15 protein-coding genes and 1 pseudogene are annotated in these 15,554 nt (G+C 67.4%); 8 read left to right on the top strand and 8 right to left on the bottom strand.

Going from position 1 to position 15,554, the window contains the following annotated elements:
• Positions 1-162 precede the first annotated feature (162 nt).
• From HCT51_RS01575 to HCT51_RS01565, 3 genes are all read right to left on the bottom strand, one after another.
• Positions 163-795 (bottom strand): malate:quinone oxidoreductase, encoded by a 633-nt coding sequence (locus tag HCT51_RS01575; RefSeq protein WP_166875871.1) that lies wholly within the window; start codon positions 793-795, stop codon positions 163-165.
• A 17-nt stretch (positions 796-812) separates the two neighbouring features.
• The gene (locus HCT51_RS01570) at positions 813-1,688 is read right to left on the bottom strand and encodes an SGNH/GDSL hydrolase family protein (protein ID WP_166875874.1); all 876 of its coding nucleotides are present in this window, start codon (positions 1,686-1,688) and stop codon (positions 813-815) included.
• 93 nt (positions 1,689-1,781) lie between these two features.
• Positions 1,782-3,254: a malate:quinone oxidoreductase gene (locus HCT51_RS01565; RefSeq protein WP_166875877.1), complete on the bottom strand. Its 1,473-nt coding sequence runs from the start codon at positions 3,252-3,254 to the stop codon at positions 1,782-1,784.
• Positions 3,255-3,478: 224 nt separating this feature from the next.
• On the opposite strand from HCT51_RS01565, the gene HCT51_RS01560 reads away from it, so the two are divergent.
• On the top strand, positions 3,479-5,497 hold the full coding sequence (locus tag HCT51_RS01560; protein ID WP_166875881.1) for an acyltransferase family protein: 2,019 nt from the start codon (positions 3,479-3,481) through the stop codon (positions 5,495-5,497).
• 75 nt (positions 5,498-5,572) lie between these two features.
• On the opposite strand, the gene HCT51_RS01555 is transcribed toward HCT51_RS01560, so the two are convergent.
• Positions 5,573-6,136, bottom strand: coding sequence for a carboxymuconolactone decarboxylase family protein (locus HCT51_RS01555; protein WP_166875884.1), 564 nt, complete (start codon positions 6,134-6,136; stop codon positions 5,573-5,575).
• Between the two features lie 91 nt (positions 6,137-6,227).
• Between HCT51_RS01555 and HCT51_RS01550 the strand changes: the two genes are divergently transcribed.
• Entirely contained in the window at positions 6,228-6,857 is a 630-nt protein-coding gene (locus tag HCT51_RS01550; protein WP_166875887.1) for a CGNR zinc finger domain-containing protein, read from the top strand.
• Between the two features lie 142 nt (positions 6,858-6,999).
• On the opposite strand, the pseudogene HCT51_RS01545 reads toward HCT51_RS01550, so the two are convergent.
• Positions 7,000-7,488 (bottom strand): annotated as a pseudogene (locus HCT51_RS01545) (hypothetical protein); the annotation flags it as partial.
• A gap of 160 nt (positions 7,489-7,648) precedes the next feature.
• Between HCT51_RS01545 and HCT51_RS01540 the strand changes: the two are divergent.
• Genes HCT51_RS01540 through HCT51_RS01530 form a run of 3 tightly spaced genes read left to right on the top strand, consistent with a single transcriptional unit; the run spans position 7,649 to position 9,365 of the window.
• A complete protein-coding gene (locus HCT51_RS01540; RefSeq protein WP_166875890.1) occupies positions 7,649-8,494 on the top strand; it encodes a CPBP family intramembrane glutamic endopeptidase in 846 nt (281 codons plus the stop codon).
• A gap of 23 nt (positions 8,495-8,517) precedes the next feature.
• Positions 8,518-8,838: a hypothetical protein gene (locus HCT51_RS01535; RefSeq protein ID WP_224760611.1), complete on the top strand. Its 321-nt coding sequence runs from the start codon at positions 8,518-8,520 to the stop codon at positions 8,836-8,838.
• Entirely contained in the window at positions 8,835-9,365 is a 531-nt protein-coding gene (locus HCT51_RS01530) for a DUF1697 domain-containing protein (RefSeq protein WP_166875893.1), read from the top strand. The genes HCT51_RS01535 and HCT51_RS01530 overlap by 4 nt, the downstream gene beginning before the upstream one ends.
• A 12-nt stretch (positions 9,366-9,377) precedes the next feature.
• On the opposite strand, the gene HCT51_RS01525 is transcribed toward HCT51_RS01530, so the two are convergent.
• The gene (locus HCT51_RS01525) at positions 9,378-10,676 is read right to left on the bottom strand and encodes an alanine racemase (RefSeq protein ID WP_166875896.1); all 1,299 of its coding nucleotides are present in this window, start codon (positions 10,674-10,676) and stop codon (positions 9,378-9,380) included.
• Positions 10,677-10,687: 11 nt separating this feature from the next.
• Positions 10,688-11,536, bottom strand: a complete 849-nt coding sequence (locus HCT51_RS01520; RefSeq protein ID WP_166875899.1) for an MBL fold metallo-hydrolase — start codon at positions 11,534-11,536, stop codon at positions 10,688-10,690.
• Positions 11,537-11,713: 177 nt separating this feature from the next.
• Between HCT51_RS01520 and HCT51_RS01515 the strand changes: the two genes are divergently transcribed.
• A complete protein-coding gene (locus HCT51_RS01515; protein WP_166875902.1) occupies positions 11,714-12,016 on the top strand; it encodes a hypothetical protein in 303 nt (100 codons plus the stop codon).
• Positions 12,017-12,611: 595 nt separating this feature from the next.
• Here the strand turns inward: HCT51_RS01515 and HCT51_RS01510 are convergent.
• Complete coding sequence (locus HCT51_RS01510; protein WP_166875905.1) at positions 12,612-13,409, bottom strand: IclR family transcriptional regulator; 798 nt, start codon at positions 13,407-13,409, stop codon at positions 12,612-12,614.
• 159 nt (positions 13,410-13,568) lie between these two features.
• Between HCT51_RS01510 and HCT51_RS01505 the strand changes: the two genes are divergently transcribed.
• Both HCT51_RS01505 and dmpG read left to right on the top strand, forming a co-directional pair.
• Positions 13,569-14,522: an acetaldehyde dehydrogenase (acetylating) gene (locus HCT51_RS01505; protein WP_166875909.1), complete on the top strand. Its 954-nt coding sequence runs from the start codon at positions 13,569-13,571 to the stop codon at positions 14,520-14,522.
• Between the two features lie 3 nt (positions 14,523-14,525).
• A complete protein-coding gene (gene dmpG, locus HCT51_RS01500) occupies positions 14,526-15,554 on the top strand; it encodes a 4-hydroxy-2-oxovalerate aldolase (RefSeq protein ID WP_166875912.1) in 1,029 nt (342 codons plus the stop codon).

Below are 15,554 nucleotides of genomic sequence, written 5' to 3'. Positions count from 1 at the left end.
AGTGACGCTTGACGTTCTCGGCGAATGTAACCGAGAGCAATCCGGCGTTCAAGGGGGTCACCCACGACTTCCCCGAGAAGACTCCCCAGGCGCGCTCACCTGCGGGACGCGGTTAAGCAGAAACGGGGGATGTTGCCATCCCCCGCTCCAGTGACGCTACAGCTACGGCTGCAGCTCCAGCACCTTCGCGGTGCTCTTCAGCGTGCGGCTGGCCACGGTCTTGTTATCAGAGAGCCGCTTGCCGTAGCTCGGCACCATGGCCTTGAGCTTCGGCTGCCAGTCGATGATCCGCCTCTGCACCGAGTGCCTCGGCTTGCTTCTTGAGGTCGAACTTCCCCACCTTCCCCCTCCCGAGCGAGGATTCATCACCAGAAAGGCGCGTTTCGGCGGTGGGGCCGGATGCACGAGCATGACCCAGTCCGCGTGGTGGCGGTGGAGGGCGGCGCGGGCACAGATCCCGGCGAGCACCGCGAGCCCCAGGGTGAGCAACACCACCCATAAGAGTTGCGCGCGGATGAGCAGGACCACCACCACGATGCGCGTCAACACCAGGACACCGAGCGATATCCACCGAAGCGCACCTCGGTTTGTGAGGAACCAGAAGAATGCCGCGATCCCCACTGCGAGAGCGCCGACCACGAGAATCAGCAGTGGCAAGGTTCTCAGCCCTGCAAAGACGACGAGCACGGCAGCCGCGAGGAACGCGGCGAGGAACGCGAGTCGGGCCAACCAGCGTTGGCGCGGGGTAACAGAGTTCGTCGATTGTGCGGGGCGTTGCGGGTGTTGGACCACCATGTCCGGTACCTCCCGACTTAGAGCTGCGCAGCGCCGATCAGGCTGATCACCGCTTGGTAGTACCCGCCCTTGTAGCCGAGGGCTGTCGGGTGGAAGGCGCGGGGGTCGGTGCCGGCGGGATCGAACCAGATCCACGGATCCGCCGCCCCGATGCCGTGACCCGCGAAGCGGCCGACGACGTCGGCGTACACGACACCCGGAACCTGCGCCGCCGCGTCGGCGATCGCCGCGTTCAACACGTCGGTGCCGCCGTTGAACAATGACGCGGCCTCCGCGCTGATCATGCCGGTGCCGGCGATTGACGGGTCAAGCAGGTGCGGATAGCCGAGCGCGACGATGGTGGCGTTCGGGGCACGCTGCCGCATCACCGAGTAGTCGGCGACCAGCGCACTGCGCACGGCGGGAATCGAGGCCGACGCCACGCCGATCGCCCGCTGGCAGGCCGGCGTGCCCTCGCGACAAGCGTGCAGGATGCCGCCGAAATCGACGTCGTTGCCACCGGCGGTGATCGTCACCAATCCGGTGTCGGTGTCGAGGTACCCGCCGTCAACCGCGATCGCGATCTGACGCTGCACGCTCAGCGAGGTGGCGCCGTAGCACGCGGCGTTCATCGCCAGGTGCAGCTGCGCGCGCTGGCCGAGCAGGTCGCCGTATCCGGGCGCCGCCTGATAACACCCGGGAATCTGCGGGTTCGGCTGCATGGTCCCTGCGCCGATTCCCGCCGAGTAGGAGTCGCCGAACACCACGAGTTCCGCTCGCGCGGCGGCCGCGGTCGTCGTCAGCACAGCCGAAGTCGGCGCAGGCACTGCGATCGCAGGCGCCGCACCGACCAGCAGGCCTGCGCCCAGAGCGAGCGCTCCCACGGCCCGCCCAACGCCGCCGCGCAGATTCATGGGCTAAACGGTACGCCGCAACAGCGCGGCAGGGTAGAACGAAAAGCGCGCATTTACCGCAGAGCGGATGTCGCCACCCACGCCTGGGAACTCTTAGAGCTGCAGCTCCAGCACCTTCGCTGTGCTCTTCAACGTGCGGCTGGCGACGGTCTTGTTATCAGACAGCCGCTTGCCGTAGCTCGGCACCATGGCCTTGAGCTTCGGCTGCCAGTCGATCATCCGCTCGGGGAAGCACTTCTCGATGAGTTCGAACATGATCGGCACCGCGGTCGACGCGCCAGGCGAGGCGCCGAGCAGTCCGGCGATCGAGCCGTCGGCGGCCGACACGATTTCGGTGCCGAACTGCAGCACACCCTTGCCCGCGGCATCCTTCTTGATCACCTGGACACGCTGTCCTGCAGTGATCTGGTACCAGTCCTTGGGGTTGCCGTTCGGCACGAACTCCTTCAGCGCCTTGAACTTCTTTGACGGGCTGGCGAACACCTCGCCGATCAGGTACTTCACCAGGTCGAGGTTGCTGAGGCCGACCTGGATCATCGGGATCAGGTTGTGCAGCCGGATCGACGCGAACAGGTCGAGATACGATCCGGTCTTCTGGAATTTGGGGCTGAAGCCGGCGTACGGGCCGAACATCAGGCTGGGCTTGCCGTCGACGATGCGGGTGTCGAGGTGCGGCACCGACATCGGCGGCGCGCCGACCGCGGCCTTGCCGTACACCTTGGCGTGGTGCTTGGCGACCACTGCGGGTTCATCGGTGCGCAGGAACTGCCCGCTGATCGGGAACCCGGCGAAGCCCTTGATCTCGGGGATGCCCGACTTCTGCAGCAGGTTCAGTGCGCCTCCGCCGGCGCCGACGAAGACGAACCGCGCCTTGTGCTGGCTGGGGGTCATCCCGACCTCGTGGCGGGTGCTGATCTGCCACAGCCCGTCCCTGGTCCTCTTCAGCCCGGTCACCTTGTGCTCGGTGACCATCGTGGCGCCGTTCTCGGTGAGGTAGTCGAGCAGGTGCTGAGTGAGCGCACCGAAGTCCACATCGGTACCCGAGGTCATCCGGGTGGCGGCGATCGGCTGAGACTTGAGCCGGCCGGGAATCAGCAGAGGAGTCCAGCTGCGGATGACGCGGGCGTCCTCGCTGTACTCCATGCCCTGGAACAGCGGGTGGTCTTTCAGAGCCTCCCAGCGCTTCCGCAGGTACTCGACGTTCGACTCACCCCACACGAAGCTCATGTGCGGCACGTTGTTGATGAACGAGCTCGGGTCGGGCAGCATGCCCTCGTTCACGAGGTACGACCAGAACTGGCGTGAGACCTGGAACTGCTCGTTGATGTCAACGGCCTTCGTGATCTCAACCGAGCCGTCAGGCTTCTGCGGCGTGTAGTTCAGCTCGCAGAGTGCCGCGTGACCGGTTCCCGCGTTGTTCCACGGGTTGCTGGATTCGCGGGCGGCCCCGCCGAGGCGTTCAAAAATCTGGATGTTCCAGGAAGGTTCTAGCTGCTTGAGAAGGGCTCCGAGGGTGGCACTCATGATGCCCCCACCGATCAGCGCGACGTCGATGGGATTATTCACCCCCCTAGCCTACTAATTGTCGGGAACATGTTTTTTGACACCGCTGGGGTGCCCGATCCGATCGCGCCCTCGTTCACGGCCTCGGTGTGAACGTCAGGTAAAAAGATGTGAGCATCCCCCAAACAGGGGTAGAACTGTGAGACGGTGGACAGTGCCGCCGCGTCCACCGACGTCGCGCGGCGCTGTTCCACGCGGCGATTGGCCGCTGTTCCACGGGGAGAACCATGAACACTCGCGTCCGGCGCACATTCCGCTCAGACATTCAGGGCATGCGCGCAATCGCCGTGATGCTGGTGGTGCTCTACCACTCCGGGGTCACCGTGCTGTCCGGCGGATACGCGGGCGTCGACGTGTTCTTCGTGGTCTCCGGCTTCCTGATCACCGGCAACCTGCTCGACTCGCTCGAGCGCAACGGGCGCATCAACTTCGGTGACTTCTATGCCAAGCGGGTGCGGCGCATCCTGCCCGCCTCGCTCGTGGTGCTGGTGCTCACGGTGATCGCCGCGTTCCTGTTCATCCCCCCGCTGCAGATGCAGAACCTGCTGCGCGATGCCCTGGCCACCGCGGCGTACCTGCCGAACATGTGGTTCGCGGTGGAAGGCACCAACTACCTGGCCGAAACCGCGCCGTCCGCGTTCCAGCACTACTGGTCGCTCGGCGTCGAAGAGCAGTTCTACCTGTTCTGGCCGGCGATCCTCGGCCTCGGCTTCCTGCTGGTGCGCAAGTCGCGCACCGGGCTGTTCGTGCTCGTGGCGGTGATCGTCGCGGCATCCTTCCTCTTCGGCCTGTGGCTGACGACCGAGAACCAGCCGTGGGCGTTCTTCTCGCTGCCGTCACGGGCGTGGGAGCTCGGCGTCGGCGGCCTGCTCGCCTTCCTGCTCAGCCGCGGCTACCGCTGGTTACAGGGCGCGCCGGCCGCCCTGCTCGGCTGGGCCGGCGTCGCGGGACTGATCGCGGTGGCGCTGCTGTTCGATGAGACCACCGTGTTCCCCGGCGTCAACGCGGCACTCCCGGTGCTGGCAAGCGCCGCGGTGATCATCGGCGGCACGGCCGCGCACCCGCTCAGCCCGGTGAGGGTACTCAGCATCCGACCGATGCAGTACCTGGGCAAGATCTCCTACTCGCTGTACCTCGTGCACTGGCCGTTGCTGGTAATTCCGGAGGCCGCGTTCCGGAACATCGACCCGCTGCAGCCCATGGACAAGCTGATCCTGGGCGCGCTCAGCATCCCGATCGCCGCCCTGCTTTACACCTTCGTGGAAGACCCGGCCCGGCGCGCGAAATTCTGGGCGCAGTCGCGGCCTGCGCGCTCGATCATGACCGGCGGCATCGCCTCGATCGTGGTGCTGGTGCTGGCCGGCGGGTCGCTGGCGGTCACCTCGCAGACCGAGCTCAGCTCCGGCAGGACCGTGGCCGCCGCCGCGGGGTCCGGTATGGCGCTGCCCGCCACCGAGTTCGTGCCAGACAATCTGCAGCCGTCGCTGACCGAGGCAGAGGACGACAACCCGTCGATCTACGCCACCGACTGCCACCTCGGTTTCGATGACACCGACCCGGCCGGCTGCCTGCTCGCTCCGAACGCGGATGCGCCGCGGGTTGTGCTGTTCGGCGATTCGCACGCTGCGCAGTGGTACCCCGCGCTGGAGAAGCTGGCCCAGGAGGGGCAGATCCAACTCGACTCGAACACTAAGAGCTCGTGCCCGTCGGTGACCGTGGAACTGATGCGCGACGGCTCGCGTTACACGGAGTGCGACCGCTGGCGTGACGGCGTGATCGACCGGCTGGTCGCCGACCCGCCGGCGCTGGTGCTGCTCACCAACTACGGCCAGGCCGACCTGGTGCGCGGCGACGACCGCTTCTCCGAGGAGTGGGGCGCCGGGCTCGAGGCCACCGTCGCCGCGCTGCCTGACACCTCGAAGGTAGGCGTCATCTCTGACAGCCCCGACATGGGCGAGACGCCGGCGATCTGCCTGTCGTCGAACCTGGACGACGCGACTGCGTGCGGCCGCACCCCCGACGAGGCGATCAACCACGACGTGCGATCGGCAGAACAGGATGCCGCGGAGTCAGCTGGCGCGAGCTACGTCGACCTGCTCGGCAGCTTCTGCGACGACCAGCTCTGCCCCGCGGTGCTGGGCGACACCTTGGTCTACCGCGACAGCCACCACATCACCGCCACATTCAGCGCCGGCCTGAGCCCGGTGCTCGGCGAGCAGATCCAGGGGTTGCTCGCGGCCCAGTGAGACACAGACGTGGCGACATCCGTCGGTAAACGGATGCCGCCACTGTGCTGTTCGCGCCAGGCAGTGCCGGTCTGGCTAGGCGGCGTCGACGTTGCCCGCGGTGCCGGGCAGCACGACCGGGAAGTCGATGTCGGTCTGCATCGCCTTGTTGAAGAAGTTGGTCAGCGAGTTCAGCCCGACGGCGCCGATCACCTCGACGATTTCGGCATCGCTCAGGCCGGCGGTGCGCGCGGCCTCGAAGTCGGCGTCGGCGATGTCACCGCGGCTGGCGTTCACGGCGAGGGCGAAGGTGAGGATGGCGTTCTCCTTCGGGTCGACCGCGGAGCCCTCGCGAGCGGCCAGGATGTCTTCCTCGTCGAGCTTGGCGGCGTGCTCACCCGTGTAGGTGTGCACCGAGAGGCAGTAGGCGCACTCGTTCGACTCGGCGATGGCCAAGGCGAGGCGCTCGCGGGTGGCGTTACGCAGCACGCCCTTGCCGAGCGCACCCGACAGACCCAGGTATCCCTTCAGTGCGGCCGGGCTGTTCACCATGGCGCGCGCCATGTTCGGCACCGCGCCCATCGCCTGCTGGGTGGCGTCGAGCTGCTCGGCGGCAGCTCCGGTGGCGGTGGCGGGGTCGATGAGGGGAATGCGAGTCATGAGGCTCCTTCTAACGGTTAGGGGCGGCGTGTGCCGTTAGAGAGTTCATCAGATTACTCTCACGGTTGCAAATCGCGAGTACCATAAGAAGATGACGTCCGCCGAATACCGGGGCGGCGCCCCGATCCTCGGCGAGGGCCTGGCGCTCGACCTGATGAACACCTACCACGCCGTGCGCGGCAAGCCGGCCGAAGGCCTGGGTTCGCCAGACGACGCGACCGCGTGGGTCCAGCAGCTCGCCGAGCGGCTCGCTCGGGCCGGCGCTCCTGCAGCGACCGCGGCGCACCTGGCCGATGTCGAACTCGACACCCTGCTCACGCTCCGGGATGCCGTGCGCAGCATCGCGGGTTCGCTGGTCTCGGCAGAGGTGCCCGACCAGCACGACGTCGACGCCGTGAACCAGGCAGCCGCGAGGTCACCACGCTGGGCCTCCCTCGCGTGGGCCCACGACGGCGCGGCGTCTGCCGCGCAGACCGCCGCGCCGCCGGTCGACCAGGTACTTGGAACGCTCGCGGCCGACGCCATCAACCTCTTCACCGGCACAGATGCCGCTCGCCTGCGACTCTGCGAACGCCCGGGCTGCGTCCTGTTCTTCCTCAAAGACCACCCGCGCCGGGAATGGTGCACCCCGGCTTGCGGGGCGCGCGTGCGCGCGGCGCGAGCCTACGCAAAGCGCAGCGGTCGGCGTGATTCGGTGTCGTCCGCGACATCCGTTCGCTGAATCGGCCAGCGCGGCCCCGTCAGCCTCGCTTCATCTTCATGGCCTTCCTCGCAATCAGCGCGGTGACCAGGTCGGAGACTTTGCCGTACTTGTTGTAGTTGCTGTGGTTGTTGTGCTTGCTGTACTTGCCGCCGCCAAGCAAACCGGCGACCGGACGCTGCTGCTCGCCCTGGTGAGCTCCCATGATGATCAGCGCGGCGGTCATCGCCGGGATGGCCCATTGCAGGATCTTCTGCTGGCTCTGCGCGGAGGTCAGCTCGTCCGAGGCCAACACTGACGGCTCGGTCACGCCCGCCGCGCCTTCTTCGGCGTGCTTCGCCATCTTGGCGCCGACCATCGCCGAGTACGCGGTGGTTCCCATGGCAACCAGGGTGACCACGCCCTTCACAATCGTGTTGGTGCGGGCCTCGGGCTGGGAGGCCAGGCGGGACTTGTTGGCAACGATCAGCGCGACGCCGCCGACGCCGTGCACCACGATCGCGGCGGCCTGCACCGGCGCCCATTTGGCCCAACCCTTCGAGGACAGTCGCAGTCGCTCCTGCGGGTCTTTTGCCTCGGCGGTGCCACCGTTCAGCCCGACGGCCCCCATCAGGGTTCCGCCGAACCAGGCGGCAAGGCCAAGGTCGTGCATGCTACGGATCAGGGTGTTGCGTTCAGACACGGGTTCTCCAATGCTCGAGCGGACACCTGCCACCCTGCGCGAGGGCAGCCGGCAAATCTAGGGCTTGACGCGCTGCGACGATGGCGGCACCCCATTCCGGTGAGCCACCTTCGTGCTTACAGTGAGACTCATGGGTGCCTCCCCCAGTCCCGCCACCCGCCACTCATCGGTCGGGCGCTGGATCGCCGCGCATCCGGTATGGGCGTTCCTGATTCTCGCGATCGGGCTCACCTGGATCGCGCAGGTGCTGGCGATCCTGCTGCTCGGCGACATCACGCCCGGCATCCTGGCCGAGCTGATCATTCTGCTCGGTGCAACGGTGTTGGTGACCGCGATTGCCGAGGGCAGACCGGGGGTGCGCAGGCTGTTCGCGCAGGTGGTTCGGTGGCGCGTCGGGATCGGCTGGTACGTCGTGGCCGTCGTCGCGCTGCCCGTGCTGACCCTGCTGGTGGCGCTGGCCACCGGCACATTCCAGAATCCTGACGCGGGTTGGCCCGCGCTGACCGGCTTCTATCTGCTGCAGACCGTGATCTGGGGCGCACTGCTGGCCAACATCTGGGAGGAACTGGCCTGGACCGGACTCGTGCAACGCCGCTGGATGGAGCGGTGGGGGCTGCTGGGCGGCTCCGCGCTCACGGCCATCCCGTTCGTGCTGATTCACCTGCCGATGGTGTTCGGGCAGGGGTTCAACGTCGCGTTCAACGACGTGCTGCTCTCCTGGGGTCTGCTCGTCGTCGTCGCCTTGCTTGTGCGCGTGCTGTACGGCATCACCTACCTGGAGACCGGCGGCAGTGTCCTGCTTGTCGGGCTGCTGCACGCGTCGTTCAACGCATCGGGTCAGTTGCCCGCGATGATCGGCGGCTGGCAGCAGATTGTTGCGATGATGGTGCTGCTGGCGATCGTGGCGCTGTACCGAGTAGGCCGGCTGCGGCGCAAGGGCCGCCGCTTCAATATTGGACGGGTCCGCACCGTGTGATGGTGCCGAATGAGGAGACGCCGATGTTCGATGCACCATCAGGAAGCGTGATGCGCAGCTGGACCGGCTGGATCAAGCCGGAGGATCGGCAGGCCTACACCGAGTACATCGAGGGAACCGGGATGTCGGAATACCGGGAGACCCCCGGCAACCTCGGCGCGCTCATGCTGTTCCGCGACATGCCCGACGGTCGCTGCGAAGTCCGCACGCTGTCATTCTGGCGATCCCGAGACGACATCGTCGCGTTCGCCGGTGACGACATCGGCCGGGCGGTGTTCTATCCCGAGGATGACCGGTTCCTGATCGACCGCGAGACCACGGCCGAGCACTTCGACATCGCATGACCGCATACGCGGCGCTTCTGCGCGCGGTCAACGTCGGCGGTACCGGCAAACTGGCAATGCCGGAACTGACGCGCCTCTGCGAGCAGCTCGGGTTCGACCGCGTGCGCACATACATCCAGAGCGGAAACGTGGTGTTCCAGTCCGGCCAGGGCGAGGCACAGGTGCAGGAGGCACTCGAAGCGGCGCTCGAGCGCCACGTGGGCAGGCGGGTCGACGTGGTGGTGCGCACCGCGGGCGAGTTGGCGCGCATCGTTGACTCGAACCCCTTCCCCGACGCGGCCGGAGCGAAGGTCACCGTGGCGCTCGGCTCGCGTCGGGTGACGGCGTCGGCGGCGAACGAGATCGTCACGCCGGGTGCGGAGCAGGTGGCGGTGGCCGGCGGCGAGCTCTTCATCCACTACCCGGACGGCATGGGCCGCTCGAAGCTCACCCTGCCCAAGTCGCTCGGCCCGGTGACGGTGCGGAACCTCAACACGCTGACGAAGCTGCGGCAACTCGCCGACGAGGTTGGCGGCCAGACGGGTTAGAAGCCCGACGGGTTAGAAATACGTGGCGATCGCGCCGCGGATGGTCGGATCCCCGTCTGGCGTGCTCTCGAGCAGCAACGCGGTGCGCCACTTGTCGAAGATCGTGCACGGATGCGACAGCCCGAGCTGCACCAGGTCGCCGACCCGCAGTGTGTCCACCCCGCCCCCCACGGGCGCGCTCGACACGTAAGCGTGCTGGTCATTGGTCTTCACGATCGTGAGGCCGCCGACGGGCACCGGCTTGTGGCCAGCTCCGTCATGGCGAAACACTTGCTGTACCTCGGGAAGTCCGGAGTCATACGAGAGGTCGCGCTTGCCCGCATCCAGCAGCGCGAGCCCCGGTTCGGGAGTGGAGATGACCCGCGCCCAAACATGGGCGGCGGCGCGAAACTCCGGACCGACCCGGGATGCCGACGGCGTGGTCCGCCGGTACATCCCGTCGTCGTGGATGATGTACGCCCCGGAGCGCAGCACGGCGTCGACATCTGGATGCTGCTCGATGACCGGGGCGAACGCCTCCGCAACCAGGTCGAAATATGCGCTGCCGCCTGCCGTGAGCAGCGGCCGCTCGGCCTCCACCAGCGGCAGCACGGCCGTGAACGTCTCGGTGAGCTGCTCCAGGAACTGGCGAACGCCGAGCAGCTTCGCGTCGGCGTCGGCGCCCGGCACGTTCCCCTCGTATCCGGCGATGCCGCGCAGCTGCAGCACCCCAGAGGCCCGCACGGCCGCCGCAATTTCCAGTGCCGCCGCTTGGCTGCGGGCACCGCCGCGGGCGCCCTCCGCCCCCAGCTCGACGCACACGCCGAGCGGCCGGGTTGCCCCCTGCAGGTGCCGCGTCATCAACGCCACCCCGTCCAGCGAGTCGACCCAGCAGACCACGTCGAGCGCCGGGTCGCTCGCGAGCTCGCCGGCCAGCCAGGCGAGGCCTCGCGGCGAGACGAACTCGTTGGCCAGCAGCACGCGCCGCACCCCGAATGCAATGGCCACACGGAGTTGTGCCTCGTTCGCCACCGTGATGCCCCAGGCGCCAGCATCCAACTGCCACGACCACAGCGCCGGCGCCATGGTGGTCTTGCCGTGTGGCGCGAAGAGCAGTCCGCGCGCGTCCATCCACTGCTGCATCGTGCCAACGTTGTGCGCGAGCGCGTCGACGTCGAGGGTGAGCACCGGAGTGGCCGTCTCGTCGAAGGCGACGCGCCATCCGTCGTCTCCCCGGGTCTCGGCGGTGAGGGCCGGCGTGTAGTTCTTGTCAGTCACGGCGGGTATGACGAGGAAATCCTTCAACGCCGTGCTCCAGTCATCCGCCAGCATGGTCTGCTCCTTCAGCGTGCCTCGGTGGGGGCGTCGAGTTGCCGGAGTCCGCGGTCGAACGCCCAGAACACGCCGTCGACGGGGAATGGCCAGTCATCGCGCTCCCACAGCGCCTCGTCGGGGCTGAGACCGCGCGCGTGCGCGTCGCGGATGCCGTCGGCCACGAGCTTCAGCTGGGCGGTCTGACGCACCACGAACGAGCGGTCCACGACCTGCCCATGACCCGGGATCATCCGGTCGCCGGGACGCATCTGCTCGAGCAGCTGCTCGAGCACACCGGGCCAGCCGAGCGGAAAACTGCCAGAGCCGTACATCGGCGGTCCCGACTCCTCAATGATGTCGCCGAGCACCCAGGTGTTGGCGTCGCGCACCAGCAGCACCAGGTCGGTGTCGGTGTGGCCGGGTCGCAGCGGGATGAGGTCGACCTTGCGGTCGCCGATGTTCAGGGTGGTGCGCTCGGCGACCTCGTGCGTCGGCGGCGTCAGCGTCACCTCGCTCCAGTCCTGCCCGCCGGGTTCGCGGCTGGGATCCCGCCTGGCCGCCGCCAGCCGTGGCGCCTCGAACTGCGCGAAATGCCGGCGGATGTTGCGGTGTCCGTACACGTCGACATCGAGCCCGAACGGGCCGAACCGCTGATTGCCGAACGTGTGGTCATAGTGGGCATGGGTGTTGACCACCCAGCGGATCGGCTTGTCGAAGCGCGCGCTGATGTCGGCGATCAGCTCGTCGGCCTCGCGCGGCGACGATCGGGTATCGACGGCGAGCACGCCGAACTCCCCCTCGATCACGACGATGGAGACGTCGAGCGGGTTGTAGCGCTTGTGGTGCACGCCGTCGGCCACCTCGGTCCAGTCGCCCATTGCCTCATGCTATGGCCGAACAGGCCCCCGGGGCGAGGTGTTACGGCAGCCAATCCAGCGCGTCGCTCGGCGCCTCGGAAATGACACAGAAGGCATATCGCGCGCGTAAATTCAAGCCCTTGAGCGGCCGAACCTCGCGTCCTATCGTCTCTTTGGCATCTCGGAAAGGACCCCCCCTTGATCGTCGAACGACACGAAACCCGAACCTCAGACGACATCAGAGTCGACGCAATCTCCGAACACGAATGGCGGATCTGTGACCGCCGCATCCCGCACGACGACGCGCGGTCGCTGCTCGGATTCATCGAACTGACCCATGGCCGGTACGAGGTCATGGAGTTCGCCGACCCCGTCCGTTTCAGCTTCTGCACCTGCCTCGATGACGCCCTGGCGCGATTCACTCAGCGCGGAGACATCGTCAAGGCCGGGGCGAAGGATGCTGCGATCCTGCGATTCCCGAGGCCACGTCCAGCAGCGTGAGCGCAGGGCCGGGGCTCCCGGGCGTGTCCGTCCCACACGACCCGGCGGCCCCGGTTTTCGCCCCCGCAGGTCGCGGGGTCTCCCGCTTCAGCACGTGACGCAGGAGTTTCGAACATCCGCGCACCCGAAACCGGTGTTCTGTGACGGGCCGGCGCGCTCACGAAGGATCATTTTCGAAATCCGCACCCGGCGAAGGACAAATTCAGGCCGCGGATTTCCCCTTCCTGGCTGCAGCGCGCTGCCCCGTTTTCTCCTTCCCCGCCGCGCCTGCCCCCAGTTTCTCCTTCGCGGTGCCGTACCCATGACGAGGTTTCTCCTTCGCGGTCCCGCACCGGCCGAACTTCTCCTCCGCGGCGACACACACACACACACACACACACACACACACACACACACACACACGGCTTTTCGCCCTCGGTGGCGTCGCGCTCTCCGCACACCCTCGGTTCTCGCGCGCTCACGCGCCCGCTGGGCAGCACGTGTCCGCAGCGGAGGAGCTGCGGCCCCACGCCGCCTCAACCTGGCCGCCGGGGCGGCGTGTCCACAGCACATCCTCCGTGACGGACGCGCGGAGCCAGCTCGGCCCCTCAGCGGCTCAGCCGGCGAGGTTGCTCGGGTCTGCTGAGCGAGCCGGCGCGTAGCCGAGTTCCGCCGACAGTCGGGCCGCGGCATCCTGCACCAGATCCACCCAGTACTGCTCCGGATGCTGCTGCCAGCGCGGCACCGGAACCGAGGTGCTGATCGCCGCCACCACGTCGCCCGATGCCCCGCGCACCGGCGCGGCGGCACAGCGGATGTTCGGCGTCGACTCCTCACGCTCGAAGGCCACGCCGCGCTCGCGCACTCCGGCCAGCTCGCGCTCGAGCTCCGGCAGGGTTCGGATCGTTCGCTCGGTCATCACCGGCAGGTTCTCGGGGTCGGGGAACAGCGCGTGCAGCTGGTCGGTGGGCAGGTAGGCCAGCAGCACCTTGCCGAGCCCGGTCGCGTTGGCCGGCAGTCGTTGGCCGATGCTCGAGGGCAGGCGCAGGATGTCGCGGCTCTCGACCTTGGCCAGGTAGAAGACCTCCGCGCCCTGGCGCAGCGCCACACTCACCGTCTCACCGCTTCTGTCCGATGCCTCGCGCGCCACCTCGTTCGCCGCCTTCAGCAGGTCGAACCGCGCCGAGTATGCGTTGCCCAAGTGCAGCAGCCGCACTCCCAGCCGGAAGGTGCTGGTAGCGTCATCCCGCTGCAGATAGTTGCGCGCCACCAGCGTCGAGAGCAGTTCGTGCACGGTGGTGCGCGGCAGGCCGGTGAGCCGCACCACGTCGGGCGCGCTCAGCGGCTCGTCGCCGTCGAGAAACAGCTCGAGGATGTCGAGCGTCCGCAGCACTGCGGGGGTGAGTCGAGGCATGCCTTATGAATATCGGGCAACCGCCCGCCGCGCAAATCGCGGTGAACATTCCTCTGAGTTGACAGCGTGACCCGCGCGGGTGTTCGATATCCTGAACGAGTGACGAAGTTTCGAACAGGTATGTACGAACCGGCACACAAAGAAGTGAAAGGGCCTGGCATGACTCAGCCTGTAAGCGCAGCGATTATCGGCTCGGGGAACATCGGTACCGACCTGATGATCAAGATCCTCCGAGGCAGCGGCATCCTCAAGATCGCAGCGATGGTCGGCATCGACCCCGAGAGCGACGGGCTGGCCCGCGCCGGACGACTCGGCGTCACCCCGATCTCCACCGGAGTCGACGGTCTGATCGAGCACGAGGTCTTCGCCGACATCGACATCGTCTTCGACGCCACCTCCGCCGGCGCGCACCGCTACAACTCCGAGAAGCTGCTTGCGGCCAAGCCGTCGATCCGCCTGCTCGACCTGACCCCGGCGGCCATCGGCCCGTACTGCATCCCGGTGGTCAACCTCGAGGAGCACCTCGACGCCCCCAACCTGAACATGGTCACCTGTGGTGGCCAGGCCACCGTGCCGATCGTCGCCGCCGTCTCCAGCGTCACCAACGTGAAGTACGCCGAGATTGTCGCTTCGATCTCCAGCAAGTCCGCCGGACCCGGCACTCGCGCGAACATCGACGAGTTCACCGAGACCACCTCGGCCGCGCTCGAAGCCGTCGGCGGCGCAGACAAGGGCAAGGCCATCATCGTGCTGAACCCGGCCGAACCGCCGCTGATGATGCGCGACACCGTCTTCACCCTCTCCGAGGTAGCCGACCAGGACGCCATCGAGAAGGCCATCGAAGACATCGTCGAGAAGGTCAACGCCTACGTTCCCGGCTACCGGCTGAAGCAGAAGGTGCAGTTCGAACTGATCGAAGAGCCGGTGGTCATCCCCGGCGTTGGCGAGTTCACCGGTCTCAAGACCAGCGTCTTCCTCGAGGTGGAGGGCGCGGCGCACTACCTGCCCGCCTACGCCGGCAACCTCGACATCATGACGTCGGCCGCCATGCGCACCGCCGAAACCATCGTTCAGCGCCAGCAGAAGCGCGCCGAAGACCAGGAGGTGGCATAAGCCATGTTCGACCCCACCACCGACAAGCTGTTCATCTCTGACGTCACCCTGCGCGACGGCAGCCACGCGGTTCGCCACCAGTACAGCACCCAGAACGTGCGCGACATCGTCACCGCCCTCGACGCGGCCGGCGTCGACAGCGTCGAGGTCGCCCACGGCGACGGACTGAACGGCTCCAGCGTCAACTACGGCTTCGCCGCGCACTCCGACGTGGAATGGATCGAGGCAGCCGCCGAGGTCGCCGAGAACATCGCCATCGCCACGCTGCTGCTGCCGGGCGTCGGAACCATCCACGACCTCAAGCGCGCGGCATCCGCCGGCGTCAGCTACGTGCGCGTCGCGACCCACTGCACCGAGGCGGATGTCTCCGCCCAGCACATCGCGACCGCCCGGGAACTCGGCCTCAACACCACCGGCTTCCTGATGATGAGCGCCATGACCACGCCCGCCGAGCTCGGCAAGCAGGCCAAGCTGATGGAGGGCTACGGCGCGCAGTGCGTGTACGTGGTCGACTCCTCCGGTGCGCAGAACATGCACGACGTCACCGACCGGGTGAACGCGCTGCGCGACGTGCTGAACCCGGACACCGAGATCGGCATCCACGCTCACCACAACCTGTCGCTCGGCGTCGCGAACTCCATCGCCGCCGTCGAGGCCGGAGCCAACCGCGTCGACGCCAGCCTCACCGGTATGGGCGCCGGAGCCGGCAACGCGCCGCTCGAGGTGTTCATCGCCGTGGCCGACAAAATGGGCTGGAACCACGGCACCGACGTGTTCGCGCTGATGGATGCCGCGGACGACATTGTTCGCCCGCTGCAGGTGCGCCCGGTGCAGGTCGACCGCGAGACCCTGGGCCTCGGCTACGCCGGCGTCTACTCCTCGTTCCTGCTGCACGCCGAGCGGGCCTCTGCCCGCTACGGCATCCCGACCATCGAGATCCTGATGGAGCTCGGCCGTCGCAAGATGGTCGGCGGCCAGGAAGACATGATCGTCGACGTCGCTCTCGACCTGGTGAAGGCGAAGGCCGCCTAG

Source organism: Salinibacterium sp. ZJ450, from assembly GCF_011751885.2.
In the GTDB taxonomy this organism is placed as follows: Bacteria; Actinomycetota; Actinomycetes; order Actinomycetales; family Microbacteriaceae; genus Ruicaihuangia.
The sequence above is the reverse complement of the archived record's forward strand: the minus strand, read 5'-3'. Positions and strand labels throughout refer to the sequence as shown.